Below are 17560 nucleotides of genomic sequence, written 5' to 3'. Positions count from 1 at the left end.
GGGGAGGGGGCGGCTTCGGTGGGATGCGTGAATTTGGCGTTGGTTGCCGGGTGCGGGTTTCGTGCGAACGCGCCTTGCGGCTGGCTACGGGGGGTGGGGCCGTGGGTTGCGGTGCGTGCTTGGGGCTGGCGGGGCTTTGTCCGGGGTTGCGCGCCGTGCCGCCGCCGTCGCGGAGTGCTGTTTCGTGAGCCGACCTTGCGGTGAGGTGTGGTTGCGGGGGAGCCGGCTGCTGCCGCATGGGGGTTGCGGTTTCGTCTGCTCGCTCCGCTCGTGGCACGCCGGTGGGGGTGGGCCCAGGGTTCGGTGACCATGGGGAGTGCGTTGGGGCGGTCGTGCTGGGGCGGGGGCTTGGGTTTTTTTCGTCACTCCTTGAAGGAGTGACGTTGTTGGGGTGGGTGCCGGGGTGAACGCGAAGACGCCCGGCTGGGGAAACCAGCCGGGCGTCTCACTGAACTGAGCGGACGACGAGGCTCGAACTCGCGACCTCAACCTTGGCAAGGTTGCGCTCTACCAACTGAGCTACGTCCGCATTGCTTCCACTCGGCTCTCACCGAGTGGCGCGACCAATACTCTACCTGATCGTTTCCGACCGAAGACCGGTACTGGAGAGCGGGTGACAGGAATCGCACACTGCGCCTCCCTCTTGGAAAGAGGGCGCTCTACTACTGAGCTACACCCGCACGCTTGCTCGGGTCCCTCCCTTTCGGGGGGCTCCCTTGCGGCGTGCCTTGACTCTAGCCGATCACCCGGGGTCTCTGGCAAGTCGAGCCCGAAGACCCCGGGTTCCGGTCACCGAGCCGGAGCGGGGCAGGAGCCGGAGCCGGTGCCCAGGAGCCGGAGCCGGTGCCGGTGCCGCGTGTCGCGGCTGTCTCTTCCGCCCGCCCCCAGCGCCGAGGCTCGTGTCGAGGGGGGCGGTCAGGGCGACGACCGCCCCCCGGCTCCGAGGCCGACCCCTGTCCCCGTCCCCGCCCTCGGGCCCGGGCCAGGGCCCTGGCCCGGGCCCGAGGGCGGCAAAGGCGAAACCGTCGCCACGACGTTCGCCGCAATCGGCTCAGCTCGCCGCGCGGAACGCCTCGTAGACCTTCTTCGGGATGCGTCCACGCGCGGGCACGTCGAACCCGTTCGACTCCGCCCAGGCGCGCACCGCGCGCGGGTCCGGGTCGATCGAGGTCCGGCGGTAGGTCTTGCCGGACCTCGCCCGCTTGCGGCCGGCTTCCACGAAGGGGGCCAGCTCGGTGCGGAGCCGCTTCGCGTTGTCGGAGTTCAGATCGATCTCGTAGGTCTTGCCGTCGAGGCCGAAGGAGACCGTCTCCGTCGCTTCTCCGCCGTCGATGTCGTCGGAGAGCATCACCACTACACGTTGAGCCACGGATATCGGTCCTTCCTCAGGATCACGAAAGGGGGTCACCCGGCATTGGGGCATCGTCGGCGAGACCGTCGGCAAGCTGCGCCGAGGCAGGCCCCCGTCGACCGGCGGGTATGCGGGGCGAACCCGAGTAGGAGACAGGTTCTTATTCAACTATGTGCTGCACACCGGCACCGAAGTGCAAAGAGCGCACAAAGATTGGGCCGTCGGAATTGATTCCGGTTCCGGCCGCATTAGGGACCCTACTTTTTTCCCGCCGGTTTTCCCAGTGCTTCGCGAAGTCCTACCAGGATCGGCACACATATCAACGCGCGTAGATTCTCGCGCCGGGTACGCTGGCCAGCGCAGCGCCCCGCTAAGCACTAGGAGTACCTGTGGCTCGCGTCGTCGTCGACGTCATGCTGAAGCCGGAGATCCTCGACCCCCAGGGACAGGCGGTGCAGCGTGCACTGCCCCGCCTGGGTTTCGAGGGCATCTCCGATGTCCGCCAGGGCAAGCGCTTCGAGCTCGAAGTGGAGGGCCCCGTCGACAGGGACGCCCTCGCCCGTATCCACGAACTCGCCGAGACGTTTCTCGCCAACACCGTGATCGAGGACTTCACCGTCCGCGTCGAGGACGCGGACGGCAACGAGCGTCCGGCCGGGACGGGAACGGCCGCCGCGTCCGAGGGAGCAGTGGCGTGACCACCCGTATCGGCGTCGTCACATTTCCCGGCTCTCTCGACGACAGTGACGCGCGACGCGCCATCCGTATCGCGGGAGCAGAACCTGTTGCTCTGTGGCACCGCGAGAAGGACCTGCGCAAGCAGCAGGTCGACGCGGTCGTGCTGCCGGGCGGATTCTCCTACGGCGACTATCTGCGGTGCGGCGCAATTGCCCGCTTCTCGCCCATCATGGAGTCGGTGGTCGAACAGGCGAAGGGCGGAATGCCGGTCCTCGGCATCTGCAACGGATTCCAGATCCTGTGCGAAACCCATCTGCTGCCCGGTGCGTTGACCCGAAACGATCATCTGCACTTCCTCTGCCGCGACCAGCGGCTCCGGGTGGAGAACGACACGACCGCCTGGACGTCGGACTACGAGCGCGGCCAGGAGATCGTCGTTCCGCTCAAGAACGGCGAGGGCGGTTACGTCGCCGACGAGCGGACCCTGGACGAGCTGGAGGGCGAGGGCCGTGTCGCCTTCCGTTACCTCGGCGGCAACCCCAACGGCTCGCGCCGCGACATCGCCGGAATCACCAACGAGGCCGGGAACGTGGTCGGCCTCATGCCGCATCCCGAGCACGCGGTCGAGGCCCTGACCGGGCCGACGACCGACGGGCTCGGTTTCTTCACCTCGGCCTTGAAGAAGCTGGTCGCCTCATGAGTCCCCAGAGCCACAGCCACAGCCTCGACACCGTCAAGCACGCCGAACAGACCCCGGAGACCGACCTTCCCTGGAAGGAGCTCGGCCTCAAGGAGGACGAGTACGCCCGCATCCGGGACATCCTCGGCCGCCGTCCCACCGGCGCCGAGCTGGCGATGTACTCGGTCATGTGGTCCGAGCACTGTTCGTACAAGAGCAGCAAGGTGCATCTGCGGCAGTTCGGCGAGAAGGCACCGACCGAGGGCCCGGGCGCCGAGGCGATGCTGGTCGGCATCGGCGAGCAGGCCGGTGTGGTGGACGTCGGCCAGGGCTACGCGGTCACCTTCAAGGTCGAGTCGCACAACCACCCCTCGTATGTCGAGCCGTATCAGGGTGCCGCGACCGGTATCGGCGGCATCGTCCGCGACATCATCGCGATGGGTGCCAGGCCGGTCGCCGTGATGGACCCGCTGCGGTTCGGCGCCGCCGACCACCCCGACACCAAGCGGGTGCTGCCGGGTGTCGTCGCCGGCATCGGCGGCTACGGCAACTGCCTGGGGCTGCCCAACATCGGCGGCGAGGTCGTCTTCGATGCCTGCTACCAGGGAAACCCGCTGGTCAACGCCTTGTGCGTGGGTGTGATGAAGCACGAGGACATCCACCTGGCCAAGGCCGCGGGGACCGGCAACAAGGTCATCCTCTACGGCGCCAGGACCGGCGGCGACGGCATCGGCGGCGCCTCCATCCTGGCCTCGGAGACCTTCGACGACGAAAAGCCGTCGAAGCGCCCCGCCGTCCAGGTCGGCGACCCCTTCCAGGAGAAGCTGCTCATCGAGTGCACCCTGGAGGCATTCCACGCCGACCTCGTCGTCGGCATCCAGGACCTGGGCGCCGCCGGGCTGTCCTGCGCCACCAGCGAGTTGGCCTCCAACGGCTCGGGCGGGATGCGGGTCGAGCTGGACGACGTGCCGCTGCGCGACTCCTCGCTCTCCCCCGAGGAGATCCTGATGAGCGAGTCCCAGGAACGGATGTGCGCGGTCGTCGAGCCGGACAAGGTCGACCGCTTCCTTCAGATCTGCGAGAAGTGGGAGGTCACCGCGACCGTCGTCGGTGAGGTCACCGACGGCGACCGGCTGGAGATCTTCTGGCACGGCGAGAAGATCGTGGACGTCGACCCCCGTACGGTCGCGCACGAGGGCCCGGTCTACGAGCGCCCGTACGCGCGTCCCGACTGGCAGGACGAGCTCCAGGCCGACGACCCGGCCCAGCTGCCCCGCCCGGCGAACGGTGAGGAGCTGCGGGCCGCGACACTGGCGCTGGTCGCCTCCCCGAACCAGGCCGCCAAGTCCTGGATCACCGACCAGTACGACCGCTACGTGCTCGGTGACACCGTGCTCGCGCAGCCCGAGGACAGCGGCATGATCCGCATCGACCCGGAGACCGGGCTGGGCGTTGCCGTGTCCACCGACGGAAACGGGCGCTACGCCAAGCTCGACCCGTACGAGGGAGCGCGGCTGGCGCTCGCGGAGTCGTACCGCAACGTCGCCGCGACCGGTGCGCGCCCCCTTGCCGTCACCGACTGCCTCAACTTCGGCTCCCCGGAGGACCCGGCGGCGATGTGGCAGTTCGCCGAGGCGTGCCGCGGGCTCGCGGACGCCTGCAAGGAGCTCGGCACCCCGGTGACCGGCGGCAACGTCTCGCTGTACAACCAGACGGGCGAGGCCGCCATCCATCCGACGCCGGTGGTCGGTGTGCTCGGCGTCATCGACGATGTCGCCCGGCGCACCCCGATGGCGTTCCGCGACGAGGGACACCTGATCTACCTGCTGGGGGACACCCGGGAGGAGTTCGGCGGCTCGGCGTGGTCCCAGGTCGCACACGGCCACCTGGGTGGTCGGCCGCCCCGGGTCGACCTGGAGCGGGAGCGGCTGCTCGCGGAGATCCTGATCGCCGCGTCCCGGGACGGGATGGCGGACGCGGCACACGACGTCTCCGACGGCGGCGTCGTCCAGGCGCTCGCGGAGTCCTGCCTCAAGGGCGGCAAGGGGGCCCGCATCGTCGTACCCGACGGTCTCGACCCCTTCGTCTTCCTCTTCTCCGAGTCGCAGGGCCGGGCGCTGGTGGCCATTCCGCGCAGCGAGGAGGTGCGGTTCACCGATATGTGCGCCGCGCGCGGGATGCCCGCGGCCCGGATCGGTGTCGTGGACGGTGACGCGCTGGAGGTCCAGGGGCAGTTCTCCCTCCCGCTGGAGGAGCTGCGCCGCCACCACGAGGCCACGATCCCGGAGCTCTTCGGCTGACGGACGCGCCCTGATCGCCCCTCTGCCCGCCCCCCGAAAGAGGGCGGGCAGAGGGCATTCCCCCTCTCGTTCCCGGCCGGGACGGGCTAATCTCACGCGTATGCCGCCCGCTCGACGCGCCACCACCCCCTCCGGAAGAGAACGGCGCACCTACGACCCGACCCGCATCCGCACCGCGCTGATCCACCAGGTCGAGGCCGTGGCCGACGCCGCGCACCGCCTCACGCCCGAGCAGCGCGCCCTCCCGTCCGGGTTGCCGGGCTGGGATGTGCACCACTTGCTGGTGCACATCGCCGGACAGATCGATGCCGTGCCCCGCCTGCTGGGCAGCCCGCAGACGGAGGTGACCGGCAAGGCGCCGCAGGTCTCCCTCTCCCGCTGGGCCGTCTCGACCGCGACCGTCGCCGAGAGGCTGGACGCCGGCACGCGCAAGGACGCGGAGTCGTCGCCCGACGGCGCGGCCCGTATCGACCAGGCCGTCGCCGAGCTGGAGCCGGTGATCGAGTCGGCCGTACGCGAGGACCTGCTGATCCCGCACGACTTCGGCACGATGCGGATGCTCGACTTCACGGTGACCCGGCTGGTCGAGCTGGTGGTGCACAGCGACGACCTGGCGCGGGCGACGGGGGTGCGGGTGGCGCTGGACCGGCAGGCGACAGCGGCTACCGTCCGGCTGCTGGCCGACGCGCTGGCCGCCAAGGCACCGGGCGCCTCGGTCGAGGTGCGGATTCCGCCGTTCGCCGTCGTCCAGGCGATCGAGGGGCCCAGGCACACCCGGGGCACCCCGCCCAACGTGGTCGAGACCGACCCACTGACCTGGATCCGGCTGGCCACCGGGCGCACCACCTGGGCCGAAGCCCTGGGTACGCCACAGCTCACCGCCAGTGGCGCCCGGGCCGATCTGTCCCAGGTGCTGCCCGTACTGGGCTGAAGGTCACAGGTACCCGGTTCGGCGGAGAGGGCCGCTGGCCGTAGACTCGAAGACGTGCCACGTGGTGACGGAAAGCTCAGCCACGACCTCCTCCCCGGCGAGAAGGGCCCCCAGGACGCCTGCGGCGTCTTCGGTGTCTGGGCGCCGGGCGAAGAGGTCGCGAAGCTCACGTATTTCGGCCTGTACGCCCTGCAACACCGCGGTCAGGAGTCCGCGGGTATCGCGGTGAGCAACGGCTCCCAGATCCTGGTCTTCAAGGACATGGGGCTGGTCTCACAGGTCTTCGACGAAACCTCCCTCGGATCCCTGCGCGGCCACATCGCCGTGGGTCACGCGCGCTACTCGACGACCGGTGCCTCGGTCTGGGAGAACGCCCAGCCCACCTTCCGCGCGACCGCCCACGGCTCCATCGCCCTGGGCCACAACGGCAACCTGGTCAACACCGCGCAGCTCGCGGAGCTGGTCGCCCGGCAGGCCGACGTTCCCGGCGGCCGCGCCACCCAGGTCGCAGCGACCAACGACACCGACCTGGTCACGGCCCTGCTCGCGGGCCAGACCGACGAGGACGGCAAGCCGCTGACCGTCGAGGAGGCGGCGCCGCTGGTGCTGCCCCAGGTCAAGGGCGCGTTCTCGATGGCCTTCATGGACGAGGACACGCTGTACGCGGCCCGGGACCCGCAGGGCATCCGGCCGCTGGTGCTGGGCCGTCTGGAGCGCGGCTGGGTCGTCGCCAGCGAGACCTCGGCGCTGGACATCGTCGGCGCCAGCTTCATCCGGGAGATCGAGCCGGGCGAACTGGTGGCCATCGACGAGGACGGACTGCGCAGCCAGCGGTTCGCCGAAGCAAAGCCGAAGGGCTGTGTCTTCGAGTACGTCTACCTCGCGCGTCCCGACACCGACATCGCAGGCCGCAACGTGTACCTCTCCCGGGTGGAGATGGGCCGCAAGCTGGCGGCCGAGGCCCCGGCCGACGCCGACCTGGTGATAGCGACGCCCGAGTCCGGCACTCCAGCGGCGATCGGCTACGCCGAGGCCAGCGGCATCCCCTACGGCTCGGGGCTGGTCAAGAACAGCTACGTCGGCCGTACGTTCATCCAGCCGTCGCAGACCATCCGCCAGCTCGGCATCCGGCTCAAGCTCAACCCGCTCAAGGAAGTCATCCGGGGCAAGCGGCTGGTCGTGGTGGACGACTCGATCGTCCGCGGCAACACCCAGCGGGCCCTGGTGCGGATGCTGCGCGAGGCCGGTGCGAAGGAGGTCCACGTACGGATCTCCTCGCCGCCGATCAAGTGGCCGTGCTTCTTCGGTATCGACTTCGCCACCCGCGCCGAGCTGATCGCCAACGGTCTCTCGACCGACGAGATCGGCAAGTCGCTGGGGGCCGACTCGCTCGCCTACATCTCCATCGACGGCATGATCGAGTCGACGACGATCCCCAAGAACCAGCTGTGCCGGGCCTGCTTCGACGGGGAGTACCCGATGGAGCTGCCCGACCCCGAGCTGCTGGGCAAGCACCTGCTCGAGGCCGAGGTGGAGTCCGACGTCGACGGGGTCAGCACGCTGGCCTCCGGCGTGGGCGCCGCCGACGCCCTCAAGCGCCCGTAGCCGCCCGTAGCCGCGGGCAGCCCCGAGCCCAAGGGGGTGGGTGGCTCCGTCCCCTTCCGCCTCGCCGTCGGAGGGGCGCGCGGAGCGCCCTCTCCCTCCCGCAGACACGAGAGACGACGTACCCATGACCAACAGCAGCGAAGGCGTCAGCTATGCCGCCGCCGGCGTCGACATCGAGGCCGGCGACCGTGCCGTGACGCTGATGAAGGAGTGGGTCGCCAAGACCCAGCGCCCGGAGTCCATCGGTGCGCTCGGCGGCTTCGCGGGCCTCTTCGATGCGTCCCGCCTCAAGGGCTACGCGCGCCCCCTCCTGGCGTCGGCGACCGACGGCGTGGGCACCAAGGTCGCGATCGCACAGCGGATGGACGTGCACGACACGATCGGCCACGACCTGGTGGCGATGGTTGTGGACGACCTGGTCGTATGCGGCGCGGAGCCGCTGTTCATGACGGACTACATCTGTGTGGGCAAGGTCGTCCCGGAGCGCGTGGCGCACATCGTCAAGGGCATCGCCGAGGGCTGCGTTCTGGCGGGCTGTTCGCTGGTGGGCGGCGAGACCGCTGAGCACCCGGGGCTGCTGGGTCCTGACGAGTACGACGTGGCGGGCGCCGGCACCGGTGTCGTCGAGGCCGATGCGCTGCTGGGTCCCGATCGCATCCGTACGGGTGATGTCGTGGTGGCGATGGCGTCCTCCGGGCTTCACTCGAACGGGTACTCGCTGGTGCGGCATGTGGTCTTCGACCACGCCGGGTGGTCGCTGGAGCGGCACGTGGCCGAGTTCGGCCGCACCCTGGGCGAGGAGCTGCTGGAGCCGACGAAGATCTACTCGCTGGACTGCCTGGAGCTGGCCCGGACCACCGAGGTGCACGCGTTCTCGCACGTCACGGGTGGCGGGCTGGCGGCCAACCTGGCGCGGGTCGTCCCCGAAGAGCTGCACGCCTCGGTGGACCGCTCGACATGGCGCCCCGGGGCGGTGTTCGAGGTGGTCGCCGACGCGGGCAAGGTGGCGCGGGCCGAGCTGGAGAAGACGCTGAACATGGGCGTCGGCATGATCGCCGTTGTGCCGCGGGAGTCGGCCGACGCCACGCTGGCGATCCTCGCAGAGCGGGGCGTGGACGCCTGGGTGGCGGGAGAGATCACCGAGCGCGGTGACCGCACGGAAGCGGTCACCCTCACGGGTGACTATGCCCGGTGAGCAGCTGACGGCGGAGCCCGGGCGGCCGCTGACCGCTCGGTGGCCGCAGGGTCACCGAGCGGCGAATCCGTCGCCGGGCGCGCGCCAGAACCCGGTCCGGCGGATGCCGGACCGGGTCAGTACGGGCGAACGTCAGGCGCCGCGGCGCCTCGACTGGGGGTCGGACGACCCGGGCGCGCCCGCGTCGTCGTCATCCTCGTCGTTGTACAGATCCGCGTACCGTGCGTACGGGTCGTCCTGCTCATCGTCCTCGAAGCGCTCGCCGTTCGGCGACTCGTTCGATGTCGATGCGCCCAGCTCCTCGGCCAGGCGCGATAGGTCCGTCCCGCCAGTGTTGTACTTCAGCTGGCGGGCGACCTTCGTCTGCTTGGCCTTGGCCCGGCCGCGCCCCATGGCTCGACCCCCTCAACGACGGGGCTCGACGGCCCCAGAGTCTTGACACGCGTTCATGGTTCAGAGCGGCCTCTCGACCGAGAGACCGGTACTCAGGGCTTCAACGGTACCTGCTTCCGCCGCCGTACGGTACGTCGCCCGCACGACACGGCCGCCGTCCGACGCGCCCGTTGACCCTTCTCGTGCTGGTCAGTGGCGATTTTACCTTCCTGTCGCCACGGGACCCGCCGTGGGGTGGTGAGACCACTGTCACGGTGGCCTCCCGACCCGCGCTCACCGGCCCATGCGCTGCTCGGCGAGCCGGTCGGCGGCGGCCACCGGAGGCACACCGTCCGCTTCGGCCCGCTCGAAAATGGCCACCGTCGTGTGGAAGATCTTCTCCGCCTTGGCTTTCGCACGTGCGAAGTCGAACCCGTGGAGCTCGTCCGCGACCTGGATCACGCCGCCCGCGTTGACCACGTAGTCGGGCGCGTAGAGGATGCCGCGCTCGGCCAGATCCTTCTCCACACCCGGGTGCGCCAGCTGGTTGTTGGCCGCGCCGCAGACGGCCTTGGCGGTCAGCACCGGCACCGTCTCGTCGTTCAGCGCGCCACCGAGCGCGCACGGCGCGTACAGATCCAGACCCTCGGTCCTGATCAGTGCCTCCGTGTCGGCCGCCGCCGTCAGCGGGGTCCCAGGGTGCGCCTCCAGCACGGCGCGCACCGATTCCTCGCGCACATCCGTGACCACCACCCGCGCCCCGTCCTCCAGCAGGTGCGCCACCAGATGCTTGCCGACCTTGCCGACGCCCGCGATGCCCACCAGCCGGCCGCGCAGCGTGGGCGCGCCCCACAGCCGCTGTGCGGCGGCGCGCATGCCCTGGAAGACACCGAAGGCCGTCAGCACGGAGGAGTCACCGGCGCCGCCGTTCTCGGGCGAGCGGCCGGTCGTCCAGCGGCACTCCTGGGCGACGACGTCCATGTCCCGCACATAGGTGCCGACGTCGCAGGCCGTCACGTAGCGGCCGCCCAGCGAGGCGACGAAGCGGCCGTAGGCGCGCAGCAGGGCTTCGGTCTTGATCTGCTCGGGGTCGCCGATGATCACGGCCTTGCCACCGCCGTGGTCGAGCCCGGCCAGCGCGTTCTTGTACGACATTCCGCGCGCGAGGTTCAGCGCGTCGAGCACCGCGGCCTGCTCCGGGTCGGCCGCGCCGGGGTACGCGTGGAAGCGGGTGCCGCCCAGCGCGGGGCCCAGCGCGGTGGAGTGCAGGGCGATGACGGCCTTCAGGCCGCTGGGCCGGTCCTGGCAGAGCACGACCTGCTCGTGGCCGCCCTGCTCGGAGCGGAAGAGGGTGCTGATGACCGGGTCCCCAGCGGGGACGCCAGTGGGAACAGGTGATACCTCGATCACGGTAGTGACTCCTGGAATCGCGTCGTAGCCCTCGGCGGACACGCCGCTTGTGGCAGTCGGAGCCCACGAGGGCCGGTCGCCAAGCAGCGTACGACCTGCGCGTCACGGGCACGTTGCGGTCCCACGATCGGGGTAGTCAACTGTCTCCCGGGCTCGCTCATGAGAACGGTTCGTGGCGGCCGGGAAGACCGTGGTGGCCGTGGAGGCTTGGAGGCAATGCGTGGCTGAGAAAGCGTCGGTCGTCGTCCCGTACGCGGCATACCTACGGGTCTACGAACCACTGGCGGCCTTTCCCGAGCCGGAGCGCTCGCACTGGATCGCATATGCGAAGCAGCAGCGCTTTCCCACGGCCCAGGACGAAATCCGCCGCGCCCTGGCCGACTTGGTGCCTGTGCCCCCGGTGGTGGTGCCGGTACGGGAGAGCGCCGAGGCGTTCGTGGCCGAGGTGGACGGCGTGACCTGCGTCTGCCCCTGGCGCACCCGGCTGCGCAGCTGGCAGGCGCTCACGGCCCTCACCCAGGCTGCGGCCGACAACGAAATCGCCCTGCCCCAGCCGGTCCTGGATGCCGCGCTGCCGCCCGTCGTGCGCCGGCAGGCCGCCGCCGACTACGAGCGCTGGCGGGAGCGCAACCCGGACGCCCGCCCCTGGATCCGTACGGCCCTGTGGCATGTGCCCGTGCGCTGGTTCGTTCTCTTCGAAGACGAAGAAAGGGAGTTTGCGAAGCCGGAATCGGGTCAGGAGAGCGGACAGCAGTTCGTTTTCCGCTATCGCACGCCCATGGTCCAGGCGAGGCGCCGCCTCGCTCGCGGCCTGAAGGTGCTCCGCGAGGAGCTGGAAGAGGGGCCGCTCGTCGAGGGCCTGATCGATGTGGGCCGCTGGCTGGAGGAATTCCACCCGCGCTCCCTGGTCGAGCTGGACTACGGCGGGCTGGCTCACGCCATCCCCGAGGAGCAGCTTGTGGGCGACCACTCCGCCGCCGATGTGGCGGAGGGCCTCCAGGCCCTCCGCGAGGGCGACGGGGAGCGTGCCGGTGCGGCGTACGAGCGGCTGACAGCGCGCTGGAGGGCGGTTCGCCGGCTCCAGTACGCGAGCTGAGGCCCATCCCCGCCCGACAGGGGGGACGGGTGTCACGAGAGCCCCGCCGTGGGGCGCCTACCGGCCGGATGCTGGGGGGATACGGAGTAGGACCTAGGTCCCGAACCGGGTGATTGCCTCAAGCGTGACGGATAGCACTTAAACGGGTCTTGCTCTCAGAGCTACCCCTCGTGTCAAAATAGGACAAGGAGTCCGCAGCAGGCTCCTTCCGTCCAACTATGGGCGGATAGATCGGTATTGCGCTCCTTGGTGGGTCTGATGACCCCTGCTCCCGTTGTGACTGATCGTTACAGGGGGGTGACTGTCCGCTATAGGACGGTCCATCGGCTTCCGCCGAGGTTGAACACCTGAGAGGGCAATTCCATCGGTTTGGCCGACGTGGCTGGACAGATGGTGTAGTTGTAGTGCCGAGGACAAGCCGTTCGTCCTATAACCGACTCGGCTCGCGTCCGCCATATCGGGCAACGCGGGCCAAGGTGCAGAATTTAGAGGAAAGAACCGTGATGGTTCGGTTCTCCCGAGGAGGCCGCTCATGACCGCTCGCACCCCTGATACCGAGCCGCTGTTGACCCCGGCTGAGGTTGCCACGATGTTCCGCGTGGACCCCAAGACGGTCACGCGCTGGGCAAAGGCGGGCAAGCTCACGTCCATCCGCACGCTCGGAGGACACCGCCGCTATCGCGAGGCGGAGGTTCGCGCACTGCTGGCGGGCATCCCGCAGCAGCGCAGCGAAGCCTGATCAGGGTTCCTGAGCAGGCACAACAGCACCACACAGGGGCGTTTCCGGGGCCCCCACCCCATCGATTCGCCCACTGCGCACCACACGGCCAGGCCGCTGCCCCAACAGTGGTTGTCCGTTGATCGCGCTGGACTCCGCCGGGTCCAGCGCGATCTTTTTTGCCCCGGGTCCGGTGGCCTCCCGGCCGGGGTGCGCCGGGCCGCGCCAGGGGCGCCGACGGGCGCCGACGGGCCGCGTGGGGGTTGACGGGCCGCGTGGGGGTTGCTGAGCGGTTCTGGGCGGGAGTGGGTGGGGGTGGTGGGAGGGCAGCTCACCGGGCAGTGCAATTGCACATATTAAATTGAGGGCTTCTGAGGGTGCCTCAAGTTCCCCGTCGGTACCGGATAATCACGTGACACCCGTCACATCGGTGGGATCTTGTGGCGATCACCGCCAGTGCGGTAGTGCGCCAACGACTGGGCGCAGTCCCTCACTTGCCGTTCCAGCCGCCCTGTCGAGGGGGCGCCGCCGACGCCATTGCCAGCCGCAGCAGGCGGTGGCAGACCGCACAGTGCCGACTCGCGTGATGTCGGCGCCCCGCAAGATGGCTTCGCAGAAGCGCCCGCAACTCCTGGCGTCCCCCGTCGACGGACCGCCGCCTCACCACGCGCCACCTCCTCTCGCGCCAAGCACTACCCATGGTGCCCCGTCCGTCAACACACGGGAGGGGGCAACGAAAAGGGCCCGCGCAACCATTGGCTGCGCGGGCCCTCGAAGTGGCCTCCGGCCCCAACGACAAGAGGGCCCCCGAACCAGCTTCGGGGGCCCTCTCAAAAAGTGCGGTCCTGACGGGATTTGAACCCGCGGCCTCCACCTTGACAGGGTGGCGAGCACTCCAAACTGCTCCACAGGACCTCGCGAGATGGAACTCTACAGCAGGTCAGGGGTCCGGAGCGAACTCACTCTGAGCGACAGCGCCCTCACGGGGCGGCCGCGTCGACGGCCTTGACGATCCGCTTGTCGGAGACCGGATACGCGGTGCCCAGCGCGTGGGCGAAGTAGCTGACGCGCAGCTCCTCGACCATCCACCGGATGTCCCGCGCGGCCTGCGGCACCGGCCGTCCCGGAGGGAACTGCTCCAGCAGCCACAGGTACTCGTCCCGCATCTCGTGGACCTTGGCCATCCGGGTCCGGTCGCGTTCCACGTTGTGCGGGAGCTGCTGGAGGCGCCGGTCGGCCGCGACGAGGTAGCGCATCAGGTCGGGCAGTCGTCCGGCGCCGTGCTCCGTCACGAACCCGGGCTTGATCAGCTCCGCGAGCTGCCGGCGTACGTCCGCGACGGAGTCGGCCAGCACCGGGCTGGCCGTCGCCCGCAGCCGGCCCTCGCACGAGTGCCAGGCGGCCAGTACCTCCCGCACCTGGCGTACCGTCCGCAAAGTGGCGTCCACCAGGTCGGCCCGTACGGCGTCGAACAGCTTGCGGAAGGACTCCTCGTCCCAGGCGGGGCCGCCGCGTGCGGACACCAGCTGGTCCACGGTTGCCGCGACGCAGTCCTCGAACAGCGCCTGCACGCTGCCGTGCGGGGAGCGCGAGAGAGCCAGCTTCTGCTGGTTGTCGAGCTTCGACTGGGCGAACTTCGCGGGGTCGGAGGGGATGTTGAGCAGGATGAGACGCCGGGTGCCGCGCCACATCGCGGTGCGCTGCTCCGCCTCGGTGTCGTAGAGCCGTACGGCGACCGAGTCGCCCTCGTCCACCAGGGCCGGGTACGCCTTCACGGGCTGGCCGGCGCGCCGTGTCTCGAAGGTCCGCGGGAGCGAGCCGAGCGTCCAGCTCTTCAGCCCTGTGCGCTGGAGACCGGGCGTGGGCGCGGCTGCGGCCGCGTCGGGGGCCGCGGCGCCGTCTGTGGCGCTCCTGCGGCCCTTCCCGGCCTTGTTGCGGGCCGCGCGGGCGGAGGAGTCGAACGCCTTGGAGATCGCCGTCTGCGTCTGCGACTTGAGCTGGATCTGCAGTGCCTCGATGTCCTTGCTCTCGGCGAGCTTGCGGCGCCGCTCGTCGGTGACCCGGAAGGTGATCTTCAGATGGTCGGGGACCTTCGACCAGTCGAAGTCCTGGGCCGTCACCGGAACGCCGACCATCCGCTTCAGCTCCCGCGCCAGCGTGTACGTCAGCGGCTCGTCCAGGGGCGTCGCCCGGCGCAGGAACTCCCGGGCGTAGTTCGGCGCGGGTACGTAGTGCCGGCGGATCGGCTTGGGGAGGGAGCGGATCAGCTCGGTGACCAGGTCCTCACGCAGGCCGGGAATCTGCCAGTCGAACCCTCCTCCTGGCTCCGCCCGGGAGGTGCCGCCGGCCGTGACCTGGTTGAGGACCTGGAGCGGTACGTGCACCGTGACGCCGTCCGCGTCCGTGCCCGGCTCGAACTGGTAGGTCACCGGGAGGGCGAGGCCGCCCTGCCGCCACACGTCGGGATAGTCGGTGGCGGAGACCTCCTCGGCCCGGTCGCTGATGAGCATCGACTTCTCGAAGTTGAGCAGGTCGGGCTCTTCCTGGCGCTTCTTCTTCCACCAGGAGTCGAAATGCGCACCGGAGACGACGTGTTCGGGCACCCGCTGGTCGTAGAAGTCGTACAGCGTCTCGTCGTCCACCAGGATGTCGCGGCGGCGGGCGCGGTGCTCCAGCTCCTCGACCTCCTCGAGCAGCTTGCGGTTCTCACGGAAGAACTGGTGGTGGGTGCGCCAGTCGCCCTCCACCAGCGCGTTGCGGATGAACAGATCGCGCGAGGTCTCCGGGTCGATCCGGCCGTAGTTGACCTTCCGCTGCGCGACGATCGGTACGCCGTACAGCGTCACCCGCTCGTACGCCAGCACCGCCGCCTGCTTCTGCTCCCAGTGCGGCTCGCTGTAGGTGCGCTTGACCAGGTGACCGGCGAGCGGCTCGACCCACTCCGGCTCGATCTTCGCGTTGACCCGCGCCCACAGCCGCGAGGTCTCCACCAGTTCGGCCGACATCACCCAGCGCGGGGGCTTCTTGAACAGCGCCGAGCCCGGGAAGACCGCGAACTTGGTGCCGCGCGCACCCAGATACGCGTTCTTGTTGTCGGAATCCTTCAGCCCGATGTGCGACAGCAGGCCCGCCAGCAGCGACTGGTGGATGGCGTCGGGCGCGGGCTCCTGTGCCTCGCCCAGCCGGATCTTCATCGTCTTGGCGACCTGGCGCAGCTGGCTGTAGATGTCCTGCCACTCGCGTATCCGCAGATAGTTGAGGAACTCCGCCTTGCACATCCGGCGGAAGGCGGACGAGGACAGCTCGCGCTGCTGCTCGCGTACATGGCGCCACAGGTTGAGGAAAGCCAGGAAGTCGCTGGTCTCCTCCTTGAAGCGGGCGTGGTGCTGGTCGGCCTGCTGCTGCTTGTCGGAGGGGCGTTCGCGCGGGTCCTGGATGGACAGCGCGGCGGCGATCACCATCACCTCGTGCACGCACCCGTGCTTGTCGGCCTCCAGCACCATCCGGGCCAGCCGGGGGTCGACGGGCAGCTGGGCGAGGCGGCGGCCCAGCTGGGTCAGCTTCCGCGCCTGCTGGCCCTGCTGCTTCTCCAGCGCGCCCAGTTCCTCCAGCAGCTGCACGCCCGCCTTGATGCTGCGGTGGTCCGGCGGGTCGATGAACGGGAACTTCTCGATCTCCCCCAGCCCGGCGGCCGTCATCTGCAGGATGACCGAGGCCAGGTTGGTGCGCAGGATCTCCGGATCGGTGAACTCGGCGCGTGCGAGGAAGTCCTCCTCCGAGTACAGCCGGATGCAGATGCCGTCCGAGGTACGGCCCGAGCGTCCCTTGCGCTGGTTGGCGCTCGCCTGGCTGATCCGTTCGATCGGCAGCCGCTGCACCTTGGTGCGGTGGCTGTAGCGCGAGATGCGGGCCGTGCCCGGATCGATGACGTACTTGATGCCCGGAACGGTCAGCGACGTCTCGGCGACATTGGTCGCCAGTACGATGCGGCGCCCCGAGTGGGGCTGGAAGACCCGGTGCTGTTCGGCGTTGGACAGCCGCGCGTAGAGGGGGAGCACCTCGACGGGGCCGCCAGGACGCGGGCCTTTGCCCTCGCGGGTGAACTTCTTCTCCAGCGCGTCCGCCGTGTCCCGGATCTCCCGCTCCCCGGAGAGGAAGACCAGGATGTCGCCCGGCCCTTCCGCGTGCAGCTCGTCCACCGCGTCGCAGATGGCGGTGATCTGGTCGCGGTCGGGCGCCGCTGCATCCTCGTCGTCGTCTTCCTCCAGCAGCGGCCGGTAGCGGACCTCGACCGGGTAGGTACGCCCGCTGACCTCGACGATCGGTGCGTCGCCGAAGTGGCGCGAGAAACGCTCCGGGTCGATCGTCGCGGAGGTGATGATCACCTTGAGGTCGGGCCGCCTGGGCAGCAGCTGCGCGAGATAGCCGAGCAGGAAGTCGATGTTGAGCGACCGCTCGTGCGCCTCGTCGATGATGATCGTGTCGTACTGGCGCAGCTCGCGGTCCTGCTGGATCTCCGCCAGCAGGATGCCGTCGGTCATCAGCTTGACCAGCGTGTGGTCCTGCACCTGGTCGGTGAAGCGGACCTTCCAGCCGACCGTCTCGCCCAGCTGCGAGCCCAGTTCCTCCGCCACCCGCTCGGCGACCGTACGGGCCGCGATCCGGCGCGGCTGGGTGTGACCGATCACACCCTGGATGCCGCGGCCCAGCTCCATGCAGATCTTCGGGATCTGCGTCGTCTTGCCGGAGCCCGTCTCACCCGCGACGATCACCACCTGGTGATCGCGGACGGCCGCCAGGATCTCGTTCTTCTTCTGGCTGACGGGCAGCTGCTGGGGATACGTGATCCGCGGGACGGCCTCGCGGCGGGCGGTCACGCGCAGCTCGGAGGCGTCCATCGCTGCGGAGATCTCCGCGAGGACGGCCGCACGGGCCTCCCCTTTGCGGATCTTCCGCGCCCCCGCGAGCCGGCGGGCCAGCCGCTGCTGGTCGCCGAGCATGAGGTGCGGGATGCGGTCGGTCAGCTCCTGCGGGGAGGGGGCGGGGGTCTGGGTGGAAGTCGACATACCACGCCAAGGATCGCACCCCCGGGGAGCGGGTGGCGAACGGTTTGCAACCGGGGGCGCGGCTTCCGCGTCGCTGTACGCGACGAAACCGGGCCCGGGACACCGGGAACGGCCGGACACGCGGGGAACGGCCGGGCACACGGGGAACGGCCGGGCACA

General features: G+C 69.7%; 13 protein-coding genes and 3 tRNA genes. 8 read left to right on the top strand and 8 right to left on the bottom strand.

Annotated elements, in window-relative coordinates:
* Window positions 1–456 precede the first annotated feature (456 nt).
* The 3 genes from JW592_RS29430 to JW592_RS29420 form a co-directional block, all read right to left on the bottom strand.
* Window positions 457–529, bottom strand: a tRNA-Gly gene (locus JW592_RS29430).
* Window positions 530–608: 79 nt separating this feature from the next.
* A tRNA-Gly gene (locus JW592_RS29425) sits at window positions 609–680 on the bottom strand.
* 371 nt (window positions 681–1051) lie between these two features.
* The gene (locus JW592_RS29420; RefSeq protein ID WP_209268291.1) at window positions 1052–1369 is read right to left on the bottom strand and encodes a histone-like nucleoid-structuring protein Lsr2; all 318 of its coding nucleotides are present in this window, start codon (window positions 1367–1369) and stop codon (window positions 1052–1054) included.
* A 371-nt stretch (window positions 1370–1740) separates the two neighbouring features.
* Between JW592_RS29420 and purS the strand changes: the two genes are divergently transcribed.
* The 6 genes from purS (at window position 1741) to purM (ending at window position 8739) form a co-directional block, all read left to right on the top strand.
* The gene (gene purS / locus JW592_RS29415; RefSeq protein ID WP_209268290.1) at window positions 1741–2049 is read left to right on the top strand and encodes a phosphoribosylformylglycinamidine synthase subunit PurS; all 309 of its coding nucleotides are present in this window, start codon (window positions 1741–1743) and stop codon (window positions 2047–2049) included.
* On the top strand, window positions 2046–2729 hold the full coding sequence (gene purQ, locus JW592_RS29410; protein WP_209268289.1) for a phosphoribosylformylglycinamidine synthase subunit PurQ: 684 nt from the start codon (window positions 2046–2048) through the stop codon (window positions 2727–2729). Before purS ends, purQ begins: the two co-directional genes overlap by 4 nt.
* On the top strand, window positions 2726–5008 hold the full coding sequence (gene purL / locus JW592_RS29405) for a phosphoribosylformylglycinamidine synthase subunit PurL (protein ID WP_209268288.1): 2283 nt from the start codon (window positions 2726–2728) through the stop codon (window positions 5006–5008). Before purQ ends, purL begins: the two co-directional genes overlap by 4 nt.
* A 100-nt stretch (window positions 5009–5108) precedes the next feature.
* Window positions 5109–5939 (top strand): maleylpyruvate isomerase family mycothiol-dependent enzyme, encoded by an 831-nt coding sequence (locus tag JW592_RS29400; RefSeq protein WP_209268287.1) that lies wholly within the window; start codon window positions 5109–5111, stop codon window positions 5937–5939.
* Window positions 5940–5993: 54 nt separating this feature from the next.
* Window positions 5994–7544 carry an amidophosphoribosyltransferase gene (gene purF / locus JW592_RS29395; protein ID WP_209268286.1) on the top strand — a complete coding sequence of 517 codons (1551 nt, stop codon included), beginning with the start codon at window positions 5994–5996 and terminating at the stop codon, window positions 7542–7544.
* Window positions 7545–7668: 124 nt separating this feature from the next.
* Entirely contained in the window at window positions 7669–8739 is a 1071-nt protein-coding gene (purM, locus tag JW592_RS29390; RefSeq protein ID WP_209268285.1) for a phosphoribosylformylglycinamidine cyclo-ligase, read from the top strand.
* Between the two features lie 132 nt (window positions 8740–8871).
* Here the strand turns inward: purM and JW592_RS29385 are convergent, their stop codons facing one another.
* Both JW592_RS29385 and JW592_RS29380 read right to left on the bottom strand, forming a co-directional pair.
* Window positions 8872–9132 carry a DUF3073 domain-containing protein gene (locus JW592_RS29385; protein WP_209268284.1) on the bottom strand — a complete coding sequence of 87 codons (261 nt, stop codon included), beginning with the start codon at window positions 9130–9132 and terminating at the stop codon, window positions 8872–8874.
* A 273-nt stretch (window positions 9133–9405) separates the two neighbouring features.
* A complete protein-coding gene (locus JW592_RS29380) occupies window positions 9406–10521 on the bottom strand; it encodes a Leu/Phe/Val dehydrogenase (protein WP_209268283.1) in 1116 nt (371 codons plus the stop codon).
* A gap of 220 nt (window positions 10522–10741) precedes the next feature.
* Between JW592_RS29380 and JW592_RS29375 the strand changes: the two genes are divergently transcribed.
* The gene (locus JW592_RS29375) at window positions 10742–11617 is read left to right on the top strand and encodes a DUF8083 family protein (RefSeq protein WP_209268282.1); all 876 of its coding nucleotides are present in this window, start codon (window positions 10742–10744) and stop codon (window positions 11615–11617) included.
* A gap of 532 nt (window positions 11618–12149) precedes the next feature.
* The gene (bldC, locus tag JW592_RS29370) at window positions 12150–12356 is read left to right on the top strand and encodes a developmental transcriptional regulator BldC (RefSeq protein ID WP_019355084.1); all 207 of its coding nucleotides are present in this window, start codon (window positions 12150–12152) and stop codon (window positions 12354–12356) included.
* A 469-nt stretch (window positions 12357–12825) separates the two neighbouring features.
* Here bldC and JW592_RS33030 read toward each other — a convergent pair whose 3' ends face one another.
* From JW592_RS33030 to hrpA, 3 genes are all read right to left on the bottom strand, one after another.
* Window positions 12826–13035 carry a DUF6274 family protein gene (locus JW592_RS33030; protein WP_229377054.1) on the bottom strand — a complete coding sequence of 70 codons (210 nt, stop codon included), beginning with the start codon at window positions 13033–13035 and terminating at the stop codon, window positions 12826–12828.
* Window positions 13036–13175: 140 nt separating this feature from the next.
* A tRNA-Asp gene (locus JW592_RS29365) sits at window positions 13176–13250 on the bottom strand.
* A gap of 65 nt (window positions 13251–13315) precedes the next feature.
* Complete coding sequence (gene hrpA, locus JW592_RS29360) at window positions 13316–17401, bottom strand: ATP-dependent RNA helicase HrpA (protein ID WP_209268281.1); 4086 nt, start codon at window positions 17399–17401, stop codon at window positions 13316–13318.
* Between the last annotated feature and the right edge of the window lie 159 nt (window positions 17402–17560).

Source organism: Streptomyces spirodelae (genome assembly GCF_017676385.1).
Lineage (GTDB): Bacteria > Actinomycetota > Actinomycetes > Streptomycetales > Streptomycetaceae > Streptomyces > Streptomyces spirodelae.
Note: the sequence above shows the minus strand (reverse complement) of the source record. Positions and strands in the feature narration are given on the sequence as shown.